19 protein-coding genes are annotated in these 20826 nt (G+C 36.7%); 18 read left to right on the plus strand and 1 reads right to left on the minus strand.

The annotated features are described in order from the left end of the window. Positions 1-2: 2 nt before the first annotated feature. From trpB to BLQ66_RS03390, 12 genes are all read left to right on the plus strand, one after another. Positions 3-1190, plus strand: a complete 1188-nt coding sequence (gene trpB, locus BLQ66_RS03335) for a tryptophan synthase subunit beta (protein WP_074520908.1) — start codon at positions 3-5, stop codon at positions 1188-1190. Between the two features lie 30 nt (positions 1191-1220). Then, complete coding sequence (gene trpA, locus BLQ66_RS03340; RefSeq protein ID WP_074520909.1) at positions 1221-2015, plus strand: tryptophan synthase subunit alpha; 795 nt, start codon at positions 1221-1223, stop codon at positions 2013-2015. Between the two features lie 284 nt (positions 2016-2299). Beyond that, a complete protein-coding gene (locus BLQ66_RS03345; RefSeq protein ID WP_074520910.1) occupies positions 2300-2548 on the plus strand; it encodes an HPr family phosphocarrier protein in 249 nt (82 codons plus the stop codon). A gap of 21 nt (positions 2549-2569) precedes the next feature. Next, positions 2570-2977, plus strand: a complete 408-nt coding sequence (locus BLQ66_RS03350) for a DUF6465 family protein (protein WP_051195314.1) — start codon at positions 2570-2572, stop codon at positions 2975-2977. A gap of 256 nt (positions 2978-3233) precedes the next feature. Beyond that, entirely contained in the window at positions 3234-3731 is a 498-nt protein-coding gene (locus tag BLQ66_RS03355; RefSeq protein ID WP_027430429.1) for a CarD family transcriptional regulator, read from the plus strand. A gap of 163 nt (positions 3732-3894) precedes the next feature. Next, complete coding sequence (locus tag BLQ66_RS03360) at positions 3895-5223, plus strand: MATE family efflux transporter (RefSeq protein WP_074520911.1); 1329 nt, start codon at positions 3895-3897, stop codon at positions 5221-5223. A gap of 20 nt (positions 5224-5243) precedes the next feature. Further along, positions 5244-5810, plus strand: a complete 567-nt coding sequence (locus BLQ66_RS03365; RefSeq protein ID WP_074520912.1) for a GNAT family N-acetyltransferase — start codon at positions 5244-5246, stop codon at positions 5808-5810. Positions 5811-6129: 319 nt separating this feature from the next. Next, a complete protein-coding gene (gene thiS, locus BLQ66_RS03370) occupies positions 6130-6324 on the plus strand; it encodes a sulfur carrier protein ThiS (protein ID WP_074520913.1) in 195 nt (64 codons plus the stop codon). Between the two features lie 64 nt (positions 6325-6388). After that, positions 6389-7162, plus strand: coding sequence for a thiazole synthase (locus BLQ66_RS03375; protein WP_074520914.1), 774 nt, complete (start codon positions 6389-6391; stop codon positions 7160-7162). 37 nt (positions 7163-7199) lie between these two features. Continuing rightward, on the plus strand, positions 7200-8534 hold the full coding sequence (gene thiH / locus BLQ66_RS03380; RefSeq protein ID WP_074520915.1) for a 2-iminoacetate synthase ThiH: 1335 nt from the start codon (positions 7200-7202) through the stop codon (positions 8532-8534). Then, on the plus strand, positions 8527-9129 hold the full coding sequence (locus BLQ66_RS03385) for a thiamine phosphate synthase (protein WP_074520916.1): 603 nt from the start codon (positions 8527-8529) through the stop codon (positions 9127-9129). The genes thiH and BLQ66_RS03385 overlap by 8 nt, the downstream gene beginning before the upstream one ends. A 141-nt stretch (positions 9130-9270) precedes the next feature. Then, positions 9271-10770: a methyl-accepting chemotaxis protein gene (locus BLQ66_RS03390; RefSeq protein WP_074520917.1), complete on the plus strand. Its 1500-nt coding sequence runs from the start codon at positions 9271-9273 to the stop codon at positions 10768-10770. Between the two features lie 125 nt (positions 10771-10895). On the opposite strand, the gene BLQ66_RS03395 is transcribed toward BLQ66_RS03390, so the two are convergent. After that, positions 10896-11942: an Ldh family oxidoreductase gene (locus tag BLQ66_RS03395; protein ID WP_074520918.1), complete on the minus strand. Its 1047-nt coding sequence runs from the start codon at positions 11940-11942 to the stop codon at positions 10896-10898. Positions 11943-12089: 147 nt separating this feature from the next. Between BLQ66_RS03395 and BLQ66_RS12125 the strand changes: the two genes are divergently transcribed. From BLQ66_RS12125 to BLQ66_RS03425, 6 genes are all read left to right on the plus strand, one after another. Next, the gene (locus BLQ66_RS12125) at positions 12090-13319 is read left to right on the plus strand and encodes a hypothetical protein (protein WP_242869315.1); all 1230 of its coding nucleotides are present in this window, start codon (positions 12090-12092) and stop codon (positions 13317-13319) included. A 501-nt stretch (positions 13320-13820) separates the two neighbouring features. Next, positions 13821-16463, plus strand: coding sequence for a valine--tRNA ligase (locus BLQ66_RS03405; RefSeq protein ID WP_074520919.1), 2643 nt, complete (start codon positions 13821-13823; stop codon positions 16461-16463). A 133-nt stretch (positions 16464-16596) separates the two neighbouring features. Then, the gene (locus BLQ66_RS03410; protein WP_027430439.1) at positions 16597-16953 is read left to right on the plus strand and encodes a PAS domain-containing protein; all 357 of its coding nucleotides are present in this window, start codon (positions 16597-16599) and stop codon (positions 16951-16953) included. Between the two features lie 12 nt (positions 16954-16965). Continuing rightward, a complete protein-coding gene (locus tag BLQ66_RS03415; protein ID WP_074520920.1) occupies positions 16966-18933 on the plus strand; it encodes an NAD(+) synthase in 1968 nt (655 codons plus the stop codon). 20 nt (positions 18934-18953) lie between these two features. Beyond that, positions 18954-19949: a hypothetical protein gene (locus tag BLQ66_RS03420; RefSeq protein WP_074520921.1), complete on the plus strand. Its 996-nt coding sequence runs from the start codon at positions 18954-18956 to the stop codon at positions 19947-19949. Positions 19950-20150: 201 nt separating this feature from the next. Beyond that, positions 20151-20798: an HAD family hydrolase gene (locus BLQ66_RS03425; protein WP_074520922.1), complete on the plus strand. Its 648-nt coding sequence runs from the start codon at positions 20151-20153 to the stop codon at positions 20796-20798. Positions 20799-20826: the final 28 nt, after the last annotated feature.

A 20826-nucleotide genomic window follows, 5' to 3' on the forward strand; every position in this document is an offset into this window, starting at 1 on the left:
AAATGAAGGAAGAAAAGTATTATGGAAAATTTGGCGGTCAATATGTTTCAGAGTCCCTTATGAATACTCTTGATGAGTTATCTAAGGCTTTTGAGGAAGCAATTGCTGACCCAAAGTTTATAGAGGAATATAATTACTATTTAAAGCAGTATGTGGGTAGAGAAACACCTCTTTATAAGGCAGAGAGATTATCTAAGAAATATGGCGCAAAGATTTATCTTAAAAGAGAAGATTTAAACCACACAGGGGCTCATAAGATTAACAATGTAATCGGTCAGATTTTACTTGCAAAGAGAATGGGTAAGACAAAGATTATTGCTGAGACTGGTGCAGGTCAGCATGGTGTTGCAACAGCTACAGGTGCAGCACTTTTTAACATGGAATGTACAGTTTACATGGGCGAAGAGGACATTAAGCGTCAGTCCCTTAATGTGTTTAGAATGGAGCTTTTAGGAGCTAAGGTTGAGGCGGTTAAGACTGGCAGCAGAACCTTAAAGGATGCTACAAACGAGGCTATTAGATCTTGGGCTAAAAATGCTGAAGATACATTTTACATTATTGGCTCAGCTGTAGGTCCATACCCATATCCTAAGATGGTTAAGGAATTCCAGAAGGTAATTTCAGTAGAAGCTAAAAAACAGATCCTAGAGCAGGAAGGTAGACTTCCAGATGCAGTAGTTGCCTGCGTTGGTGGTGGTTCTAACTCTATTGGTATGTTTGCTGATTTCATTGAAGAAAAGGACGTTAAGTTAGTAGGCGTTGAGGCAGGTGGCCTTGGTATTGAAACAGGTAAGCATGCTTCTGCTATGGCCCTTGGAAAGATGGGAACTCTCCATGGTATGAGAACTTATTTACTTCAGGATGAAAATGGAAACATTGACTTAGCACATTCTATATCCGCAGGTCTTGATTATCCAGGTGTTGGTCCAGAACATGCCTATTTAAGAGATAGCGGCAGAGTTGAATACGTTTCTATTACAGATAAGGAATGTATGGAAGCCTTAATGGAATTAAATGAGTTAGAGGGTATTTTACCTGCTATTGAAAGTGCTCATGCCCTTGCTCACGTAATTAAGATGGCTAAGGAAATGAAGGAAGATCAGATTATTGTTATGTGCCTTTCAGGTCGTGGTGATAAGGATATTAATACAATTCAGAAATATATTAGAGGTGAAGAGACTAATAAGTAATTAGTTTGTGTAGTAAAAGGAGAGTGTATTATGAATAGAATTGAAACTAGAATGAAGACTTTAGAGGAAAGAAATGAAAAGGCTTTTATAACATATATTACAGCTGGACTTCCAAATTACGAGAAGACAAAGGAAATCATAAAGACTAGTATGGAAGCGGGCTGTGATGTAATTGAACTTGGCATTCCATTTTCAGATCCAGTAGCTGACGGTCCTGTAATTCAGGATGCTTCCTTTAGAGCAATTAATAACGGCGCAACTCTTGCAAAGACTTTTGAGATGATGAAGGAAATTAGAGCAGAAGGTGTTGAGCAGGCTATTCTTTTTATGATGTATTACAATCACGTATATCATCTTGGTGTAGAGAATTTTGTTAAGGCTTGCATTGAGTCAGGAGTTGATGGACTTATTATTCCAGATTTACCTTTTGAAGAGCAGGATGAGCTAAAAAATGAATTGTCAAAATACGACAATGCCCCAATTTTAATTCAACTTGTAGCACCAGTTTCAAAACAAAGAATTCCAATGATTTTGGAAAATGCAAGAGGATTTGTTTATTGCGTTTCCCAGATGGGAGTTACTGGTAATGGAGCTAATTTCCATAAGGAGATTAGAGAGTATTTGGAAAATGTAAAAGCAGTCAGCAAGATTCCAGTAATGATGGGCTTTGGAATTAGAACTTATGAAGATGTTGAAAGCTTAGTTGATACTATTGATGGTGCAATTGTAGGTTCTCATTTTATTAAGCTTTTAGATGAGTCTGCTTATGATTGTAAAGTTTCCGCTGATTATATACGCGAATTTAAGTCAAAATTAAATGATTAAATAAATATTTGAAAAATATTTCGCAAAAATCTTTTGTAAAAAAGAGACATAATATATATTTGATACTTGATTTATCAAATAATTAGTATTATTATATTTTTATATTTTGATAAAATAAATTATCTTAATAAAAAATACCAATAAAGACAAAGAATTCTATCTATCATTTGACGTATGTTACAAAGATTATAATATTATCGAAACGATAGTTGACTAAATTAGGAGTTTAGAGTATAGTCGTATTTGGAATTTTTTAAATTTTTGAAAGTTAGGTGGAGTTTGACATGAAAGAAAACGTTTTAGTCGGCGACATTGATAAGATGCACAAGAATCCAATTGCAGAATTAGTTCAGGCAGCATGTGCATTTAACAGTCACATTGAAATCATTAGTGAGGGTAAGAGTATTAACGCTAAGAGTCTTATGGGTATTATGGCTTTTGGATTAAAGCCAGGAATTGAAGTTGTTATTTCGGCTGAGGGTGATGATGAATCACAGGCAGTTGAATCTATAAAGAAATTTTTAGCATGTTAATTTATTGAGGAGGTAGAAAACATGGCAACAACAAGCACAGTACAGGTTAGTAGTGTTTTTGGAACAAAGACAGCAGACGTTAAGGTAGAGCCAAAGGAGATTAAGGCAGCCGCAACAAAGAAGACAGCTACTAAGGCATCTACTACAAAGAAGACTACAGCTAAGAAGACAGCATCTAGCACAAAGACAACAACAGCTAAGACAGCTACAAAGTCTACTTCAGCTGCAAAGAAAACTGTTAAGAAGGAATTATTTGTTCAGTACTTAAATCAGCAGGTAGATTTCGATACTCTTGAGAAGAGAGTTTTAGATGACCTTAAGGAGCAGAACATTTCTGCAAGCGACCTTAAGTTATATCTTAAGCCTGAAGATAATGCTTGCTACTATGTAGCTAATGGCAATATCGCTGGCAGCGTTAATTTATTCTAATTTAACAATAATTAGTAGATTTAAGAAATGCTAAATTAAATAGTTCGGAAGTAAGGCATCTCTCGTTATGAGAGGTGCCTTTTTATTATTGTTAGGCTAGATGCTTTTCTTTACGCTTTTTTCTTGGCTCTTACTTAATATGTTAAATAGAAGATAGGGCAAACATAATTTTCTTTTGAAAAAAATTATGAAATGTTGTATACTTAATAATGTTGACTTATGGATTTATGTATATCCCGGATTTGGAGGAAGTTTTATGTTTGAAGTTGAAGATAAGGTATGTTATGGCGTAGTAGGAGTTTGCCAGATTGAGCAGATTGCTACACCTCCAATTAAAGATGTAAAAGGTGATTATTATTTCCTTCAGCCTGTATATGATGCTAAGGGAATTATCTATTGTCCAGTTAAGAATACAAAAGTGGCAATGAGAAACGTTATATCAAAGGCTGAATGTAAGAAGTTAATTGAACGTGCTAAGAATTGTAAGAAAGACCCGCTTCTTAATGAAAAGGTTACACCAATGCAGTATGACGAAATGGTTAAGTCACAAGATACATTACAGTTAATGCATCTTATAAGAGCTCTATATAATATAAAGAACGAAAGAGCTAAGGACTTAAGAAAGATGAAATCAGCAGATAGTAGAATGTTACTTGCAGCAAGAAAGCTTCTATATGGAGAGATTGCAGTAGTTACAGATTCTGATTTCGATGATGTGTCAGAGATATTAGATGCATACCTTTCAATTGAATAATTATTAATTATGATGCAAGAAGTTTTTACTTCTTGCATTCATTTTTTTCTTGTAGTTATTTGCGTAGCAAATCACTACTCGTGTGCGAGCTGCGGCAAAGCCGCAACTAATGCGAGCACTTCATTGTTATGAAGGAAAATTAAAGAGAAACTAGGAGACATTTATGAAAGACTTAACAAAGGGCAATATTATTAAGCTTATTATTGCTTTTGCCGTACCTGTATTTTTTAGTATGTTACTACAGATGACTTATAACTTGGTAGATACTAAGATTATAGGCTACGTGCTAGGAGAATCGCCCCTTGCAGCCGTTGGATCAACTAATTCTATTAACACTATGATAGTAGGATTTTTAAATGGTCTAACTAATGGCTTTGCTGTTATTGCAGCTCAATATTTTGGCGCTAAGGATATTAACTATTTAAAGAAAACTGTGGCAAGTTCCATTAGACTTGGAATTACAATTTCTATTGTACTTACAGTTTTAGTGTTAGTATTTTTAAAACCCTTACTTATAGTATTAAATACACCGGCAGACCTTTTAACAGAGGCCTATAATTACATTTTCATAGTATTCTTAGGAATGACACTACTTATGTTATATAACGTCTGCGCGGCCCTTTTAAGAGCTATTGGTGATTCTATAACACCACTTTATTTCTTGCTATTTTCAGTAACGCTTAATATAGGTGCTGACATTTTCTTTATGAAAATAATTCCCCTAGGTGTACGTGGTGCGGCCATAGCAACTGTACTTTCCCAGGGAATAGCAATGGTGCTTTGTGCCCTCTATATGGTGAAGAAATATGAGATTTTAAGGGTTAGTAGGATTGATTTTAAAAGGGAGTCAAGCCTAGATAATAAGCTACTTTCCACAGGTCTTTCAATGGGCTTTATGAACTCTCTTATTAATATAGGTAGCGTGACTATGCAAAGCGCTATTAATTCTTTTGGACAGAATATTATTCTTGCCCATACAACAGCAAGAAGACTTACAGAGCTTTTCATGATGATGTTTACAGTACTTGGTCAAACTATGGCTACTTTCTGCGGACAAAATCTTGGAGCAAAGCAGTATAAAAGAATCGTAAAAGGCCTAAAAAGTGCTATACTTCTAGGCTGGATATGGTGTATATTTATTGTGATTATTGCCTATACAATTGTTCCAACTCTTGTAAAGATATTAATTAGCTCAGATAATAAGGAAGTAATTAACACAGCTAGTCTTTATTTAAGAGTGGATACCCTACTTTACTGGGTTACAGCCATGATTACAATTACAAGAAATGCTCTACAAGGCTTGGGAGATAAGCTTACTCCTGTAATCTCTAGTAGTATTGAGCTAGTGGGTAAAGTAATTCTTACCTTTACGCTTATTAAGATCTGCGGCTACTGGGGCGTTATTTTAACAGAGCCTATTGTTTGGGTATTGATGGTAATTCCACTAATTGTGCAGGCTGTGAGATTGTGCAGGAAATATGAAAATATGTAAATTTACAGATAGGGAGATTTATGGAAGACATTATTATTAGAGAAGTCCAGCTTGATGATGCTAAAGACCTTTTGGAAATTTATGGATATTATGTAGAGAATACTGCGATAACCTTTGAAACGCAGATACCTAGTGTGGAGGAGTTTAAAGAAAGAATTCTTGCTATTACAGCAAAGTACCCATACCTTGTGGCAGAAATGGATGGAAAGATTGTAGGCTACAGCTATGCCCGCGCCTATAATGTAAGGGAAGCTTATGACTGGTGCGTAGAGATGACAATCTATCTAAAGGAAGATATTAGAGGAAAGGGCATAGGCTCTAAGCTTTACTTAAAGATGGAGGAATGCCTTAAGAAAATGAATATTAAAAACCTCTATTCCTGCATTGCCGCAACAAAGCACCCATCAAAGCATCTAACTAATGCCTCTATTGATTTTCACAAGGCCTTGGGCTATAGAATAAATGCCCAGTTTAAGCAGAGTGGTTATAAATTTGATGAATGGTATGACATGGTTTGGATGGAAAAAATCATTGGAGAGCATGAGATACATCCAAAAAATGTAGAGAAATTCAGCGGTTTATGTTAATTAAAGAATTGACAGCACTAATTTAAAGTGTTACCCTTTAACTTAGTCGGAGTACAAGCTCCGACTGAGTTAAACGCTCCGCGAGGATGCGCACGGATTCGGACAGGAATTTGTCTGCTGAAGCAGACCCGAATCCGGCGCTCAAGACACGCGAGCGAGTCTTGACAAATTATTGCAGTTGATGCAAACACTAATTAAATAACTAGTCATTGGGGACACCACCTTGACTAGAATGAGGAAATTACAGGCGTCGCTAGACTAGGAGATTATCTCTTAGTTTAGCGATGCTTTTTTGTTGCTATAAGAAAGGGAGGAAAAGATGGTAAAGATTAACGGACAAAGCCTTGAGGTGGCTGGTCGCAATCTTTTAGAAGTTGTTAGAGAACTAGAGTTTAAGGATAACAGCTATGTTATTGAATACAATCTAGAGATTCTTAAAAAAGAATTCTATGATAAGACAACTTTAAAAGATGGCGATGTTGTGGAAGTAGTTTCATTTATGGGTGGGGGCTGATTAGTCCCACTTTAAATGAAGATTTTAACCGGGTTTATACCGGTATTTAAGGGAGGAAAGGATTTTGAATAAAGAGGACAAATTAGTATTAGGCGGAAGAGAGTTTAACTCTCGATTTATCTTAGGTTCAGGAAAGTATAACCTTGAGCTAATTAAGGCAGCAGTTGAGAATGCAGGAGCTGAGATTATCACTCTTGCAGTTAGACGTGCAAACACTAAAGATTCAGAGAATATCATGGATTATGTGCCTGAAAATGTCACATTACTTCCAAATACATCAGGGGCAAGAGATGCAAGTGAAGCCGTTAGAATTGCCCATCTATCAAGAGAACTTGGTGGTGGAGATTTTGTAAAGGTAGAGATTATGAAGGATTCTAAATACCTACTACCTGATAACAACGAAACTATCAAGGCTACTGAGATTCTAGCTAAGGAAGGCTTTGTAGTACTTCCATATATGTATCCAGACCTTTATGCTGCAAGAGAATTAGAAAATGTAGGCGCAGCCGCAGTTATGCCACTTGCTTCACCAATTGGTTCTAACAGAGGTCTTGCAACAAAGGATTTTATCCAGATTTTAATTGACGAAATTGATTTACCAATCATTGTTGATGCGGGTATTGGTAAGCCATCTGAAGCCTGTGCAGCCATGGAAATGGGAGCTTCTGCAATTATGTGTAACACAGCTATTGCAACAGCTAAGGATATTCCAATGATGGCAACAGCTTTTAAAATGGCAATCGAGGCCGGAAGAAGTGCCTATCTTGCAGGACTTGGAAGAGTCTTAACAAGAGGGTCTGAGAGCATGGACCCATTAACAGGATTTTTAAGAGACTAGATTACAAACTAGCTAAAATTAAGAAAGAAGGATAAAAATGGAAAATGAATTTTTAGTGGATTCAGACAAGTTATCTGAAGCTGCCCTAAAAAGAAAGCATGAAATAGAAAATAATAAGTCAGTAAGAATTGATCATATGAAATTCTTACCAAACATGGACCAGCTTGAATCAGATATTCAGGATAAGGTCTTAGAAAACTTAAAGGATATAGATTGGGATTCTTATACAGATGCAGATGTTTACCGCGCCCTTGCAGCTAAGACACCAAGCATAGAAGACTTTAAGGCATTGCTTTCTCCTGCAGCTAAAAAGCATATTGAAAAGATGGCGGCTAGAGCAAAGATAGAGACAGCGAAACATTTTGGCAACACTGTTTATCTCTTCACTCCGCTCTATATTGCAAATTACTGCGATAACTACTGCGTTTACTGTGGCTTTAACTGTTATAACGATATTAAGCGTAAGAAGATGTCTTTTGAAGAAATACGACATGAAATGGAAGTTATCTCTAAGTCAGGTATAGAAGAAATCCTTATTTTAACTGGAGAATCACCTATTTATAGTGATGTTAAATATATCGGTGAGGCTTGTAAGCTTGCAAGAAAATATTTCAAAAACGTGGGTCTTGAAATCTACCCTGTAAATGTCAACGATTATAAGTACCTACATGAGTGTGGCGCAGATTACGTAACAGTTTTTCAGGAAACCTATAATCCAGATAAGTATGAGACACTACATTTGCTTGGAAATAAAAGAATCTTTCCATATAGATTTCAGGCACAGGAAAGAGCAATTCTTGGTGGCATGAGAGGCGTGGCTTTCTCAGCCCTCCTAGGTCTAACAAACTTTAGAGAAGATGCCCTTGCCTCAGCTCTTCACCTATATTTCCTAGCTAGAAAATACCCTCACGTAGAGTATTCACTATCCTGTCCAAGACTTCGTCCTATTGTTAATAACGATAAGATTAACCCTCTTGATGTGCATGAAACTGAGCTTTGCCAGATTCTATGTGCCTATAGAATTTTCTTACCATACGTTGGAATTACTGTTTCTTCAAGAGAAGAGAAACACTTCCGTGATGGTATTGCAAAGATTTGTGCTACAAAGATTTCTGCTGGTGTGTCTACTGGTATTGGAGATCATGAGGAGAAGTACGAGGCTTACAAGGAAGAGGAAGAAAAAGAAAGCAAGGCTAGCGATTTTGATAAGAAGGAGAGTATTAAAGCGTTGCAGCAAGAGGCCGTATCAGAGAATGAAGAATGTGGTGATGAGCAGTTTGATATTTCAGATAGAAGAAGCTTTGACCAAATGTATGACGATATGGCAGGTGAAGGCTTGCAGCCGGTACTAAACGATTACATTTATGTATAAAAGAATTTGTGTAACTAATAGACATTTAGTCACAGGAGATTTTTTTGAACAAATAGGACATGTAATAAATATGAAAGATTCTCCTGATATGCTTATTTTAAGAGAAAAGGACCTAACTAAAGAGGACTATTTAGAACTTGCAAGAAAGGTGAAGGAATTAGTTTTTGAAATGGGAAATCCCCCAAACGGGAAAGAATCTCATAATAAAACTTGTCTTTATCTTCATAATAATATAGAAGCAGCTAAAGTCCTTGGCATTAGAAATATTCATTTATCTTTCGGGGAATTTATGAAAATAAAGGACCTAGAAATTATTCGTCCCTTTTTTGATAGTATTGGTACTAGCGTGCATTCTCTAGAAGATATTAGGCTTTGTAATGAGGCGGGCTTTGACTACGTCTTTGCAGGTCACATCTTTGAAACTGATTGTAAAAAGGGACTAAAGGGAAGAGGACTAGACTTTTTAAGAGAAATTGTGACTGAGGCTAAGATGCCAGTTTATGCCATTGGTGGAATAAAGACTTCTAATGAAAAGCTTTGTATAGAGGCTGGGGCAGCAGGAGTTTGCATGATGTCTGCCTATATGACTTTATAAGCCTTAATTGCGGCTAGCTTTATAGAAAAATAGATATAGATATAGAATATCAAAAAATTCACACCTCCTGATTTTATTTATGTTATAATTCATATAGTGTATATATTAATCGTAACAATTTAATATCAGGAGGTTTTATTAATGGACCAGGAAAATGCGCTTAAAAATAGCAAAAAAAGAGGCGGACAGGTTGCTCAAATCAATAAGATTTTATATTGGGTAATCACTAGTTTGACCTTCATTCTTATGGTGGGTCTCTATGTTTCAAATTCATCCACCGCTGCACTTAGAATTGCCTATATTGTGGTCTGTGTTATTACATGGGGATATGGCTTCTATACTCTTAAGACTAATGCATCAAGTGAAAGCTTGAGATACATTTTATATGCAGGAGTTTATCTTGCATATTTAATTATCCTTTTGCCAGGAGAGATGATTTACACAAGTACTTACATTTTCCCAATTATGGTTATAGGAATTCTCTTCTTTGATAAGAGATTTTGTCTGTATCAAATGAGCTTGGCTATAGTTGGAAATGTTATCAAGCTGATTTTAGAAGGCGTAACAGGTAGACTTTTTACAGAATATGCTACTGAAATTGTAACTTCTGCATTAATGTCAATTGTTATGTCTGTAATTTGTTACTATGCTTACAAATATGCCACAAAGTTTATGCTAGAGAGCCACGAGGAATTAAACGATGCCAAGGAAGTGCAGACTAAGATGTTAAAGGAAGTTTTATCTGCGGCAGAGGAGATTAAGGCAGGAACTAGCGAGGCAGACGAGCTAATTAGGGATTTACATAGACAGACAGAGGCAACGAATAGCTCTGTTAATGATATTTCAAATGGCAGTAGACAAACCGCAGAGAACATTCAAGATCAGACTGACATCTCTCAAAAGATTCAGACAGCTATCGAGGAGTCTTCTGCTGAAACCGACAATGTGGTTGCTATTGCTACAGAGTCCAAGTCTAATGTTGAAAATGCAACAAAGCAGGTAAATGAGCTTAAATCCGGCTCTCAGAATATTAATGAAGCTAATAAGCTAGTTAAGGATACAATGCAGAATCTTCAAAACAGAACAAGTGAAATGGATGCAATTGTAGCAACAATTCAGTCAATTTCAAGTCAGACAAATCTCCTTGCCCTTAATGCAAGTATTGAGGCTGCAAGAGCAGGAGAGGCAGGTCGAGGTTTTGCAGTTGTAGCTGAAGAAATTAGAAAGTTAGCAGAAGAGACAAAGAATTCTACTGATAACATTCAGCAAATCATCAATGACTTATCAAAGGATGCTAATGCAGCAGTTAATTCAGTTGTAACAACTGTTGATATTATTGCAAAGCAAAATGAACTTATTGATGCTACAAAGGATAATTTCACTGTTATTGATTCAAGCTTTAAAGACTTAACAGGTGGAATTTCAAAGATTAGCCAGATGATGACAGAGCTTAATGATATTAATAAAGTATTTGTAGAAAATATTAGTCAGCTATCAGCCTTTAGTGAGGAAACTTCCGCAGGTGCAAGTCAAGCTGCACAACTTAGTGAAGAAAATCTAGAATCAGCCACAAGAGTACAAGACCTTCTTGATAAGATTTATGAGGAAGTAAAGAACTTGGATAGATATAGACTAGATTAGAGAGAAGACTGAGAAAGTAAAAAAAGCAGGTGTTAGAATTTTCTAGCACCTGCTTTTGGTAAATTTTATTCAAAAGGGAATGTGTAAGGCAAGTTATACTTATCTCTAATTTCAATAAATTCTTTTTAAACAGCTTCGCCTACAGGAACACCCTTATCTTTTCTTTCTTGCCATACAAGCCATTCTTTTTCACCGGCAGTATAGATTCTATCCTGGCCTGGGGCTTTCTTAGAAGCTCTAAGTTCCTTTAGAATCTCAGTTGTAATCTTTTTAAAGTCTTCAGCACCGCAGAAGAAATCAGGGTTAATAACAATAAAGAAATGGCCAAGATGATATGGGCCTTTATTGCCATTTGCATCAATACCTGAAAGAGCCTTTAAAAAGTTACCAGAAGCTAGGGCAGCAGATAAAATTTCTACAATTGTAGCGTAGCCATAACCCTTGTAACCTGCTAGTTCTTCTCCGATTCCACCAAGTGGGGCAAGGGCTGCCTCTCCCTTAGTTAAGTCCACTAGGATTTCGCTACTATTTGTCTTAGCCTCACCATCTTTACCTATAACCATACCAGCTGGTGTGTCCTTACCAGATCTAGCATAAAACTCAATCTTACCTCTTTGAGTAATAGAAGTTGCACAGTCTAGAACAAATGGGAATTCCTCATTTGTTGGCATAGCAAAGGTAAGGGGATTAGTACCAAGCATATTTTCAACACCAAAGGTTGGTGCAATGGAAGGTCTTGCATTAGTACCGGTAATGCCAATCATATTTTCTTTAGAAGCCATCATAGCCCAGTAACCAGCGATACCGTAGTGGGTTGAGTTTCTAATAGCACCGGCGGCCATACCGTAGGTTTTAGCCTTTTCTATCAGGCTTTTCATCATTTTATAAGAAGCCACCATTCCCATACCATCGTGGGCATCAGCAACTACTGTGGTTGCCGTATCTTTAATAACTTCGTAATTAGTTACGGGATTTTGAATGCCTGCATTGATTCTGTCAATGTAAATTGGCTTAAAGCGGTTGCAACCATGACTTTCAATACCTCTGCGGTCACTTTCCATAAGGACGTCTGCGCAAATTTTAGCATCATCCTTTGGTACCCCAACTGCCACAAAGGCATCTCTCATGAAGTCGCCAATTAAATCCCAAGGAACATAAGGTCTTGTCTCCATATAAAAATCCTCCTCTAGATATCTTAAAATTTAATTTTTAATTGTGAATTTAAGTTACTTTAAGTATAGCACAAAATCTGTAATTTAGATAATAAACTTGTTATTTTGCCAAGATTGTTTATAATGAAGGTAGAAAAGAGGTAGCTTATGTTAAAGAAATTAAAAGTGGTTTTTAGCATAGTCATGGTTGTGGTAGCGATTTTATCTATTGCAGCTTATGGCCTTATTAAACGAGCAAAGAATAATGACAATGACATAGAGAATGTATACGGCGCCGACGAAGAGGAAACTACAGGTATTGATTGGTCTTCAATTATTGAAAATGAATCTGAGACCGAGAGAGCTGTTAATCCTGATTTAACGGTCTATGACGGTTTGCTACGTGCAATAACTTTTTGGGGAGACTCAATGACAGAAGGTATTGGTGATGAGATTGGTGGAGTTGTAGAACTTGATGGTAATTACTATGACGTTACTGGTCTTGCATCCTCTGATACCGTGGGTTATTTAACTGGTCTTAAGGTCAATAACCTAGGTAGAATTGGTGAGACTTCCTATGAAATTGCTCTAAGAGAGGGCGGAATTTCCATGTATCTTGATAGAGACGTTATTGTAGGAGATGAACCTGTTAGAGTAAATATCGTTACAGAAGATGGCAACCTAGTTTACATGAATGACTACAATGGCTATGGCTGTTCAAGTTATATGCATGAAAGTGATATCGTCTATATTGAAGGTCTAAGATTTAAGGTTTTATTAGACGATGAGGGGAACATTTATCTAGAGAAGTTTTATAGTCTAGATGATAGTTTTGCTTATCTTTATGCAGATGGAGATGAGATAAGTGCTAGCGCTTTAAGAGATTCAACACCTGTGAGCCTTGAGAAGGGTAGCGTTGTAAAAACTGCTGCAGCCGTAGAAACAGCTGGAGATATTTTAGTTATAGAGGTCGGAAGTAACGGCGGCTGGGAAGATTATGATGATTTAATAGCCCAGATAGATTCTATGATTGTTGCAAATAACTGTGATTACTACATTATTGTAGGGGACACTGATGACCCAGGGGATAGTATTGCTGAATGGTGGGAAACAGATGTGGATGCCCAGGGTAATCCAAGAGGACTTATGACTACAGAATGGGAGAATGCATTATCACAAGCCTATGGGGATCACTTCCTTAATACAAGACTTTATTTAATTGAAAATGGCCTTAGCGATTGCGGTTTGGAAGAGACGGAAGAGGATTGCGAAGGCTATGAGTATGGAAAAATCTCAAGTCAGCTAAGATATGACTGGACACATTTTAATGCCTATGGCTATTATAGTCAGGCCCTTGCTATTTATAAGAAGGGCGTGGAACTAGGATATTGGGATTAAGGTTAGTGACTAGCTTACTAGCTAATATTTAGGCTTGATTTTTTACTTATGGCATATTATTATTAGAAAGTACATATTGTGAACGCAGTGCCACTGCGTTCATGAGGAAGTAGCGAAGCGGATTCCGAATGTCCGCTTTACTAAATTTCTGAATATGTTAATTTAATATTTATGCTATAAGAAAGAGGAGTAAGCTAACTAGTAGCCAACAGAGAGAAGTATCCTTTGTTTACATTGGCTGGAAGATATTTTGGGTAAAGATTAGTGGAAGGTAGCTTTCTTGCAGTAAGACCGAGAACCTTTTAGGCTCTTTTGATTAAGAGATACTGATTAAGAGATACATTTTCAAAAGCAGACTAGATGACTTAAGTCTTACCGGGAATTCCCGTTACAGAATTTAATGAGTATAATCAAAGGTGGTACCGCGTTTAATACGCCCTTTGCGAGCAAATGCCCGCAGAGGGCGTTTTCTTATTATTTATTATTTTGAAGGAGTAAAGTATGAGTAAAGAATTAGCAAAGACTTATAACCCAGCTGATATTGAAGATAGAACATATCAGAAGTGGTTAGATAAGAAGTATTTCCATGCAGAAGTTGATAGGAGTAAGAAACCATTTACAATTGTAATGCCACCTCCAAATATTACAGGTAAGTTACATATGGGTCATGCCCTTGATAACACAATGCAGGACATTTTAATTAGATTTAAGAGAATGCAGGGCTTTGAAGCTTTATGGGTTCCTGGTACTGATCATGCTTCAATCTCAACAGAAGTTAAGGTTACTAATGCCTTAAAGGATGAGGGTATTGATAAGCACGAGCTTGGTAGAGAAGGTTTCCTTAAAAGAACTTGGGAATGGAAGAAGGAATACGGCGGAACAATCACTAGCCAGTTAAAGAAGATTGGTTCTTCATGTGATTGGGACAGAGAAAGATTCACAATGGATGAGGGCTGTTCTAATGCCGTTCAGGAAGTTTTCATTAAGTTATATGAGAAAGGCCTTATTTACAAGGGTTCAAGAATCATTAACTGGTGTCCAGTATGTAATACATCTATTTCTGATGCTGAAGTTGAGCATGAGGAGCAGGCAGGACATTTCTGGCACATTAACTACCCAGTAGTTGGTGAAGATAGATGCGTTGAAATCGCAACAACAAGACCTGAAACATTACTTGGTGATAGCGCACTTGCAGTAAATCCTAAGGATGAGAGATATACAGACCTTGTTGGTAAGGAAGTTAAGCTTCCACTTACAGATAGAACAATTCCTATTATTGCTGATGAATACGTTGATATGGAATTTGGTACTGGTGTTGTTAAGATTACTCCAGCCCATGACCCTAACGATTTTGAAGTTGGTAAGAGACACAATTTACCAGAAATCAACATCCTTAATGATGATGCTACAATTAAGATTGATTGTAAGTATAAGGGTATGGATAGATACGAAGCTAGAAAGGCTATGGTTGCTGATTTAGAGGCAGAAGGTCTTTTAGTTAGAGTTGAAGATCACGTTCATAACGTTGGTACTCATGATAGATGTAAGACAACTGTTGAGCCTATGATTAAGCAGCAGTGGTTTGTTAAGATGGAAGATCTTATTAAGCCAGCAGTAGAAGGCGTTAAGAATGGTGACATTCAGTTAATTCCAGCTTCTATGGATAAGACATTCTACAACTGGACAGATAATATTAAGGACTGGTGTATTTCAAGACAGTTATGGTGGGGTCATAGAATTCCAGCATATTACTGTGATGAGTGCGGTGAAATGGTAGTTTCAAAGGATGAAGTTTGTACTTGTCCTAAGTGTGGCGGCCACATGACTCAGGATCCTGATACACTTGATACTTGGTTCTCATCAGCTCTTTGGCCATTCTCAACACTTGGTTGGCCAGAAAAGACAGAAGAACTTGATTATTTCTACCCTACTAACGTATTAGTTACAGGTTACGATATTATCTTCTTCTGGGTAATCAGAATGATTTTCTCAGGTTATGAGCAGATGGGTAAGAAGCCATTTGACAAGGTATTATTCCATGGTCTTGTTCGTGATTCACAGGGTCGTAAGATGAGTAAGTCACTTGGAAATGGTGTAGATCCACTTGAAGTTATTGAAAAGTACGGTGCTGATGCTCTTCGTTACACACTTATTACAGGTAATGCTCCTGGTAATGATATGCGTTACTATGATGAGAGAGTTGAAGCTTCTAGAAACTTCGCTAATAAGGTTTGGAACGCATCAAGATTTATTATGATGAATGATCCAGATAATAAGGTTAAGGCAACAGATGAAATTCCAGCTAACTTAACATCAGCTGATAAGTGGATTTTATCTAAGCTTAACAACTTAGTAACAGAAGTTACAGACAACTTAGAGAAGTATGAAATGGGTATCGCTGTAGATAAGATTAACAACTTCTTATGGGAAGAGTTCTGTGACTGGTATATTGAAATGGTTAAGCCAAGACTTTATAACGACGAAGATACAACAAAGGTTGCAGCTATTTGGACTTTAAAGAAGGTATTAATTGATGCCTTAAAGTTACTTCATCCATATATGCCATTTATTACAGAGGAAATCTTCTGCAATATTCAGGATGAAGAAGAGTCTATTATGATTAGTAGCTGGCCTGTATATGATGAGAAGTTTAACTTCGCTGATGAAGAGAAGGCTATTGAGGCTATTAAGGTTGCAGTTAGAAATATCCGTAACTTAAGAGCTGAGATGAATGTAGCTCCAAGTAGAAAGGCAGCAGTTTATGTTGTATCTGAGGATGCTTGGGTTAGAGATACATTTGCAAATGCTAACGCTTTCTTTGCAACTCTTGCTTACGCTTCAGAAGTTCATATCCAGGAAGATAAGACAGGAATCTCTGAGGATGCTGTTTCAACAGTTATTCCAGATGCAGTAATCTACATTCCATTTGCTGAATTAGTAGATATTGATAAGGAAATCGAGAGATTATCTAAGGAAGAGAAGAAGCTTAACGGCGAAATCGCTCGTTGTAACGGCATGTTAAATAACGAGAAGTTCGTATCTAAGGCTCCAGAAAGCAAGATCAACGAAGAGAAGGAAAAGCTTGCTAAGTATAGTGCTATGCTTGAGCAGGTTAAGGAGAGATTAGCTTCACTTCAGAAGTAAATTTTTTCTAAAAATATTTGTAAAATATAATATTAGACTAGATAATATGCCTGATTTAGCTTATTATTTAGTTAAGTATAGTGATTGGCCACCTCGAATTTTCGGGGTGGCTATATAGAAAGGTAGGATTTTTATGGCAGATTCAATGATAGCAGTACCTTACGTATGTTTCTCAATTCTTATGAGAAGCGGTAGAATTCTTGATATCGATGAGAGATTTACAGAAGTTTTAGGTTACACAGAGGAAGATATTAAGGACGGAAAGATTAGTTTTAAGAACTTAGTACCTGATGTAGAATATGAGTCTTTAATTCAGGAATTTAGAGAACAGTTTATTGAAAAGAGATATGTTTGTTATCAGCATGAGTTAGTTTCAAAGGACAATCATATAACAAAGGTTGTATCTTTCTACAGACTTGAGAACAAATTACTTGACGGACATAGAGTTTTAAGAGTTTCTTGTGCAATGCCTGAAAATCTTAGTGAATAAGGAGTTTCTTTAATGAAAGATGGTTTTGTAAGAGTTGCAAGTATGACTCCTAAGGTAACAGTAGCGGACGTTAGTGCAAATCTTGAGGCGGTTAAGGTCTTAATGAAGGAAGCTTATGACAAGGGTGCAGCTATTGTTTCTTTTCCAGAGCTAGTTTTAACTGGCTATACTTGTAATGATTTATTTTTACAAAAAAAGTTATTAGATGAGGCTAAAAAGGCTTTAGTAGAGTTAAAGGAATATTCTAGTGAATTTCCTGGAACTCTTTTCTTTATTGGACTTCCATTACAGGTAAAGTCTAAGCTTTATAATGTTGTGGCAGCAGTAAAGGATGGAGAAATTCACGGTTTTACAACAAAAAAGCATATTCCAAACTATGGGGAATTCTATGAGGCAAGATGGTTTAATCCGGGTCCTAAAAAGGGTGAGTTTATAGAATTTTGTGGGGATTTCGTTCCATTTTCAAATGAACTTTGCTATAAATTTTCAAATTTCGAGGACTTAATCGTAGGCGTTGAAATTTGCGAGGATTTATGGACAGTTAATCCACCAAGTACATCTATGGTTACAGTGCAGGGGGCTTCTTTAATTGTTAATGCTTCTGCAAGTAACGAGCTTATTGGCAAGGCAAACTATAGAAAGAGCCTTGTTTCAAGCACTTCAGCTAGACTTCTTTGCGCTTATGTTTACACAAGTGCAGGTGAGGGCGAATCCACTCAGGATATTGTCTTCTCAGGTCATAATATTATTGCTGAAAATGGCAGTGTGCTCGCAGAGTCAAAGCGTTTTAGCGGCGAGAACATCTATGCTGATATTGATATAGAGAAGTTAGTTGCTGAAAGACGCAGAATGTCTACCTTTAGAGCACTAGAGGATAAGTCGGCAGATTTTGCAGCAATTATTGAACTTGATGAAATTAGAAAATTAGATTTAGAGCTTAATAGATTTTATGATAAGGCACCTTTCGTACCTTCTGATAAGGAGGAGAGAGATGCAAGATGTGAGGAAATCTTAAATATCCAGTCTTATGGCTTAAAGAAGAGATTAGAACATACTCATTCTAAGTCAGCAGTTATAGGTATTTCAGGTGGCCTTGATTCTACACTTGCATTACTTGTTACTGCAAGAGCCTTTGATTTATTAGGTTTAGATAGAAAGGGCATTACTTGTGTAACAATGCCTGGATTTGGTACAACTGATAGAACTTATTCTAATGCAGTTTTACTTACAAAGAAGCTAGGTTGTTCTTTAAGGGAGATTAGTATTGTAGATGCTGTTAGACAACATTTTCATGATATTAATCACGATGAGTCAGTGCATGATGTCACTTATGAGAACAGTCAGGCAAGAGAGCGTACACAGCTTTTAATGGATATTGCTAATCAAACAGCAGGTCTTGTAATAGGTACAGGGGATTTATCAGAGTTAGCTCTTGGTTGGGCTACATACAACGGCGATCACATGTCTATGTATGCTGTAAATGTATCTATACCTAAGACTTTGGTAAGACATTTGGTTAGATTTTATGCTGATACATGTAAGGAAGAGGAATTATCTAGAGTCTTACTTGATGTACTTGATACACCAGTATCTCCAGAGCTTTTACCACCAGATAAGGATGGCAAGATTGCTCAAAAAACTGAGGATTTAGTGGGACCTTACGAGCTACATGATTTCTTCCTTTATCACATGTTAAGATTTGGCATGACACCAAAGAAATTATTTAGAATTGCAAAGCTAGCTTTTGCAGAGGAAATCAAAGAAAATACATATTCGGATGCTATAATCTACAAATGGCTTCGTACCTTTACTTGGAGATTCTTTGCTCAGCAGTTTAAGCGTTCTTGTTTACCAGATGGACCTAAGGTTGGTTCTGTTGCAGTATCACCAAGGGGAGATTTAAGAATGCCAAGTGATGCAAGCTCACATATTTGGATGCTTGAACTTGACGAACTTAAAGAAGAGCTAGGTATAGAATAATTTATGGAGGTTTCTAAAAAATGGGAAAGAAACAGGAAAGTAATGACAATACTGGAAAAGTCGTTACTAAGTATGACAAGAAGGTAGCTAAAAGAAAGGAAGAGGAACGTAAGGCTAAGCGTAATAAATTTATTGCAAAAACCGTTGCCTTATGCCTTGTGGCAATTATTGTAATTAGTGGTGTTGCTGCATTTTCTTTAAGATACTATAGAATTCATACACAGTTTATTAAGGTTAATAATGAAAATGTAAGCGAAATCGAATTTGATTTCTATTACGGAATGACTAAGTCCACATTATTTAATACTACACTTTATAGCGACATGACATATCTTGATTATTATGAGAATTACTTAGGCTATAGTTCTTCAAAGAAGGATAAGGCTCAGACATATTCTGATGATTACACATGGTATGATTATTTCGCATCACAGACAGTTGATACAATTAAGGAATATAAGGCATTATTACAGTTAGCTAGTGAAGCTGGTTACGAGTATACAACAGCTGATGATGACTACAATGAATTTGTTGAAAATATTACATCAACAGCAGAGTCTAACAGCATGTCCGTTAAGGAATATGTTAAGTCACTTTACGGCGACAATGCTAGCCTTTCAAATATTAAGTCATATATTCTTGAAGTTTTAGAGGCTCAGAGCTACCTTGAGCAGTTACAGGAAGAACTTGCTGCAACTGATGAAGAAGTAGCTGCTTATATTGCTGAAAACTACTCAAGCGATTCTACAGAATCAACTGATTCAACAGATTCTACAGAGTCAACAGAGGATAGTTCTACTGATTACGATGAAGATGAGATTAGATCAACAATTCTAAGCCAGAAGTATAACGAGGTTATTAGCCCTGTTATGGAGGCTATGAGCTTTACTAATATTCATAACAGAATTAAGATGTATAGCTCATCTACAAGCTCTACAAGCTCAGATTCAGAGGATTCTGACACAAGCGAGGAATCAACAGAAGAAGCACAAGAGTCAACCAGTCAGGCTGAATAATTAAAAGATAGTTTAGTTAGGCGCCATTTTTGGCGCCTTTTTTTAACTCAGTCGGAGTACAAGCTCCGACTGAGTTAAACGCTCCGCGAGGATGCGCACGGATTCGGACAGGAATTTGTCTGCAGTAGCAGACCCGAATCCGGCGCGCAAGACTTGCTCGCGAGTCTTGACAATAGACTAGGCTTGAAAGGAAATTAATTAATGAATTACGAAGATTTATATAAATACAAATATGCCATTTTTGATTTAGATGGCACTTTACTTGATTCCTCTGATGTTTGGACAAAGGTAGATGAGGAATTTTTAAAGAAAAGAAATATTCCTATGACAGAAGAATATGCCATTGAAATTAAAAAGCATAATTTTGAATCTGGCGCAGTTTATACAGTTGAGAGATACAATTTAGAGGAAGATCCAAAAGACATAGTAAATGAATGGTATGGCATGGCAATTAAGGCCTATAGAGAAGACATTATGTTAAAGCCTGGGGCCTTTGATTTACTTAAGAAGATGAAGGACTTAAATATTAAGCTTGCAGTGGCTACCTCTTCAGATGAGATCCTTTATAAGGATTGCTTAATTAGAAACGGCATTTATGACTTCTTTGATGTCTTTGTACAGACTAAGGAAGTTAATAGAGGAAAGAAATTTCCTGATGTCTACATAGAGGCGGCAAAGCGTATTGGAGCAGATATTAGTGATTGCCTTGTATTTGAAGATTTATATGTTGCTATAAATGCAGCAAAATCTGCAGGTTTTAAAACTATTGGCGTATTTGATAAGTCTAATTTAGATGATATTGATGCCATTAAGGAAGCTTCTGATTATTACATTGAGCAATATCGCTAATCTAGTGGATTGGCAAAGGGTGTTAGTG

Origin of the sequence: Lachnospira pectinoschiza, from assembly GCF_900103815.1 — a bacterium.
Taxonomy (GTDB): Bacteria; Bacillota; Clostridia; order Lachnospirales; family Lachnospiraceae; genus Lachnospira; species Lachnospira pectinoschiza_B.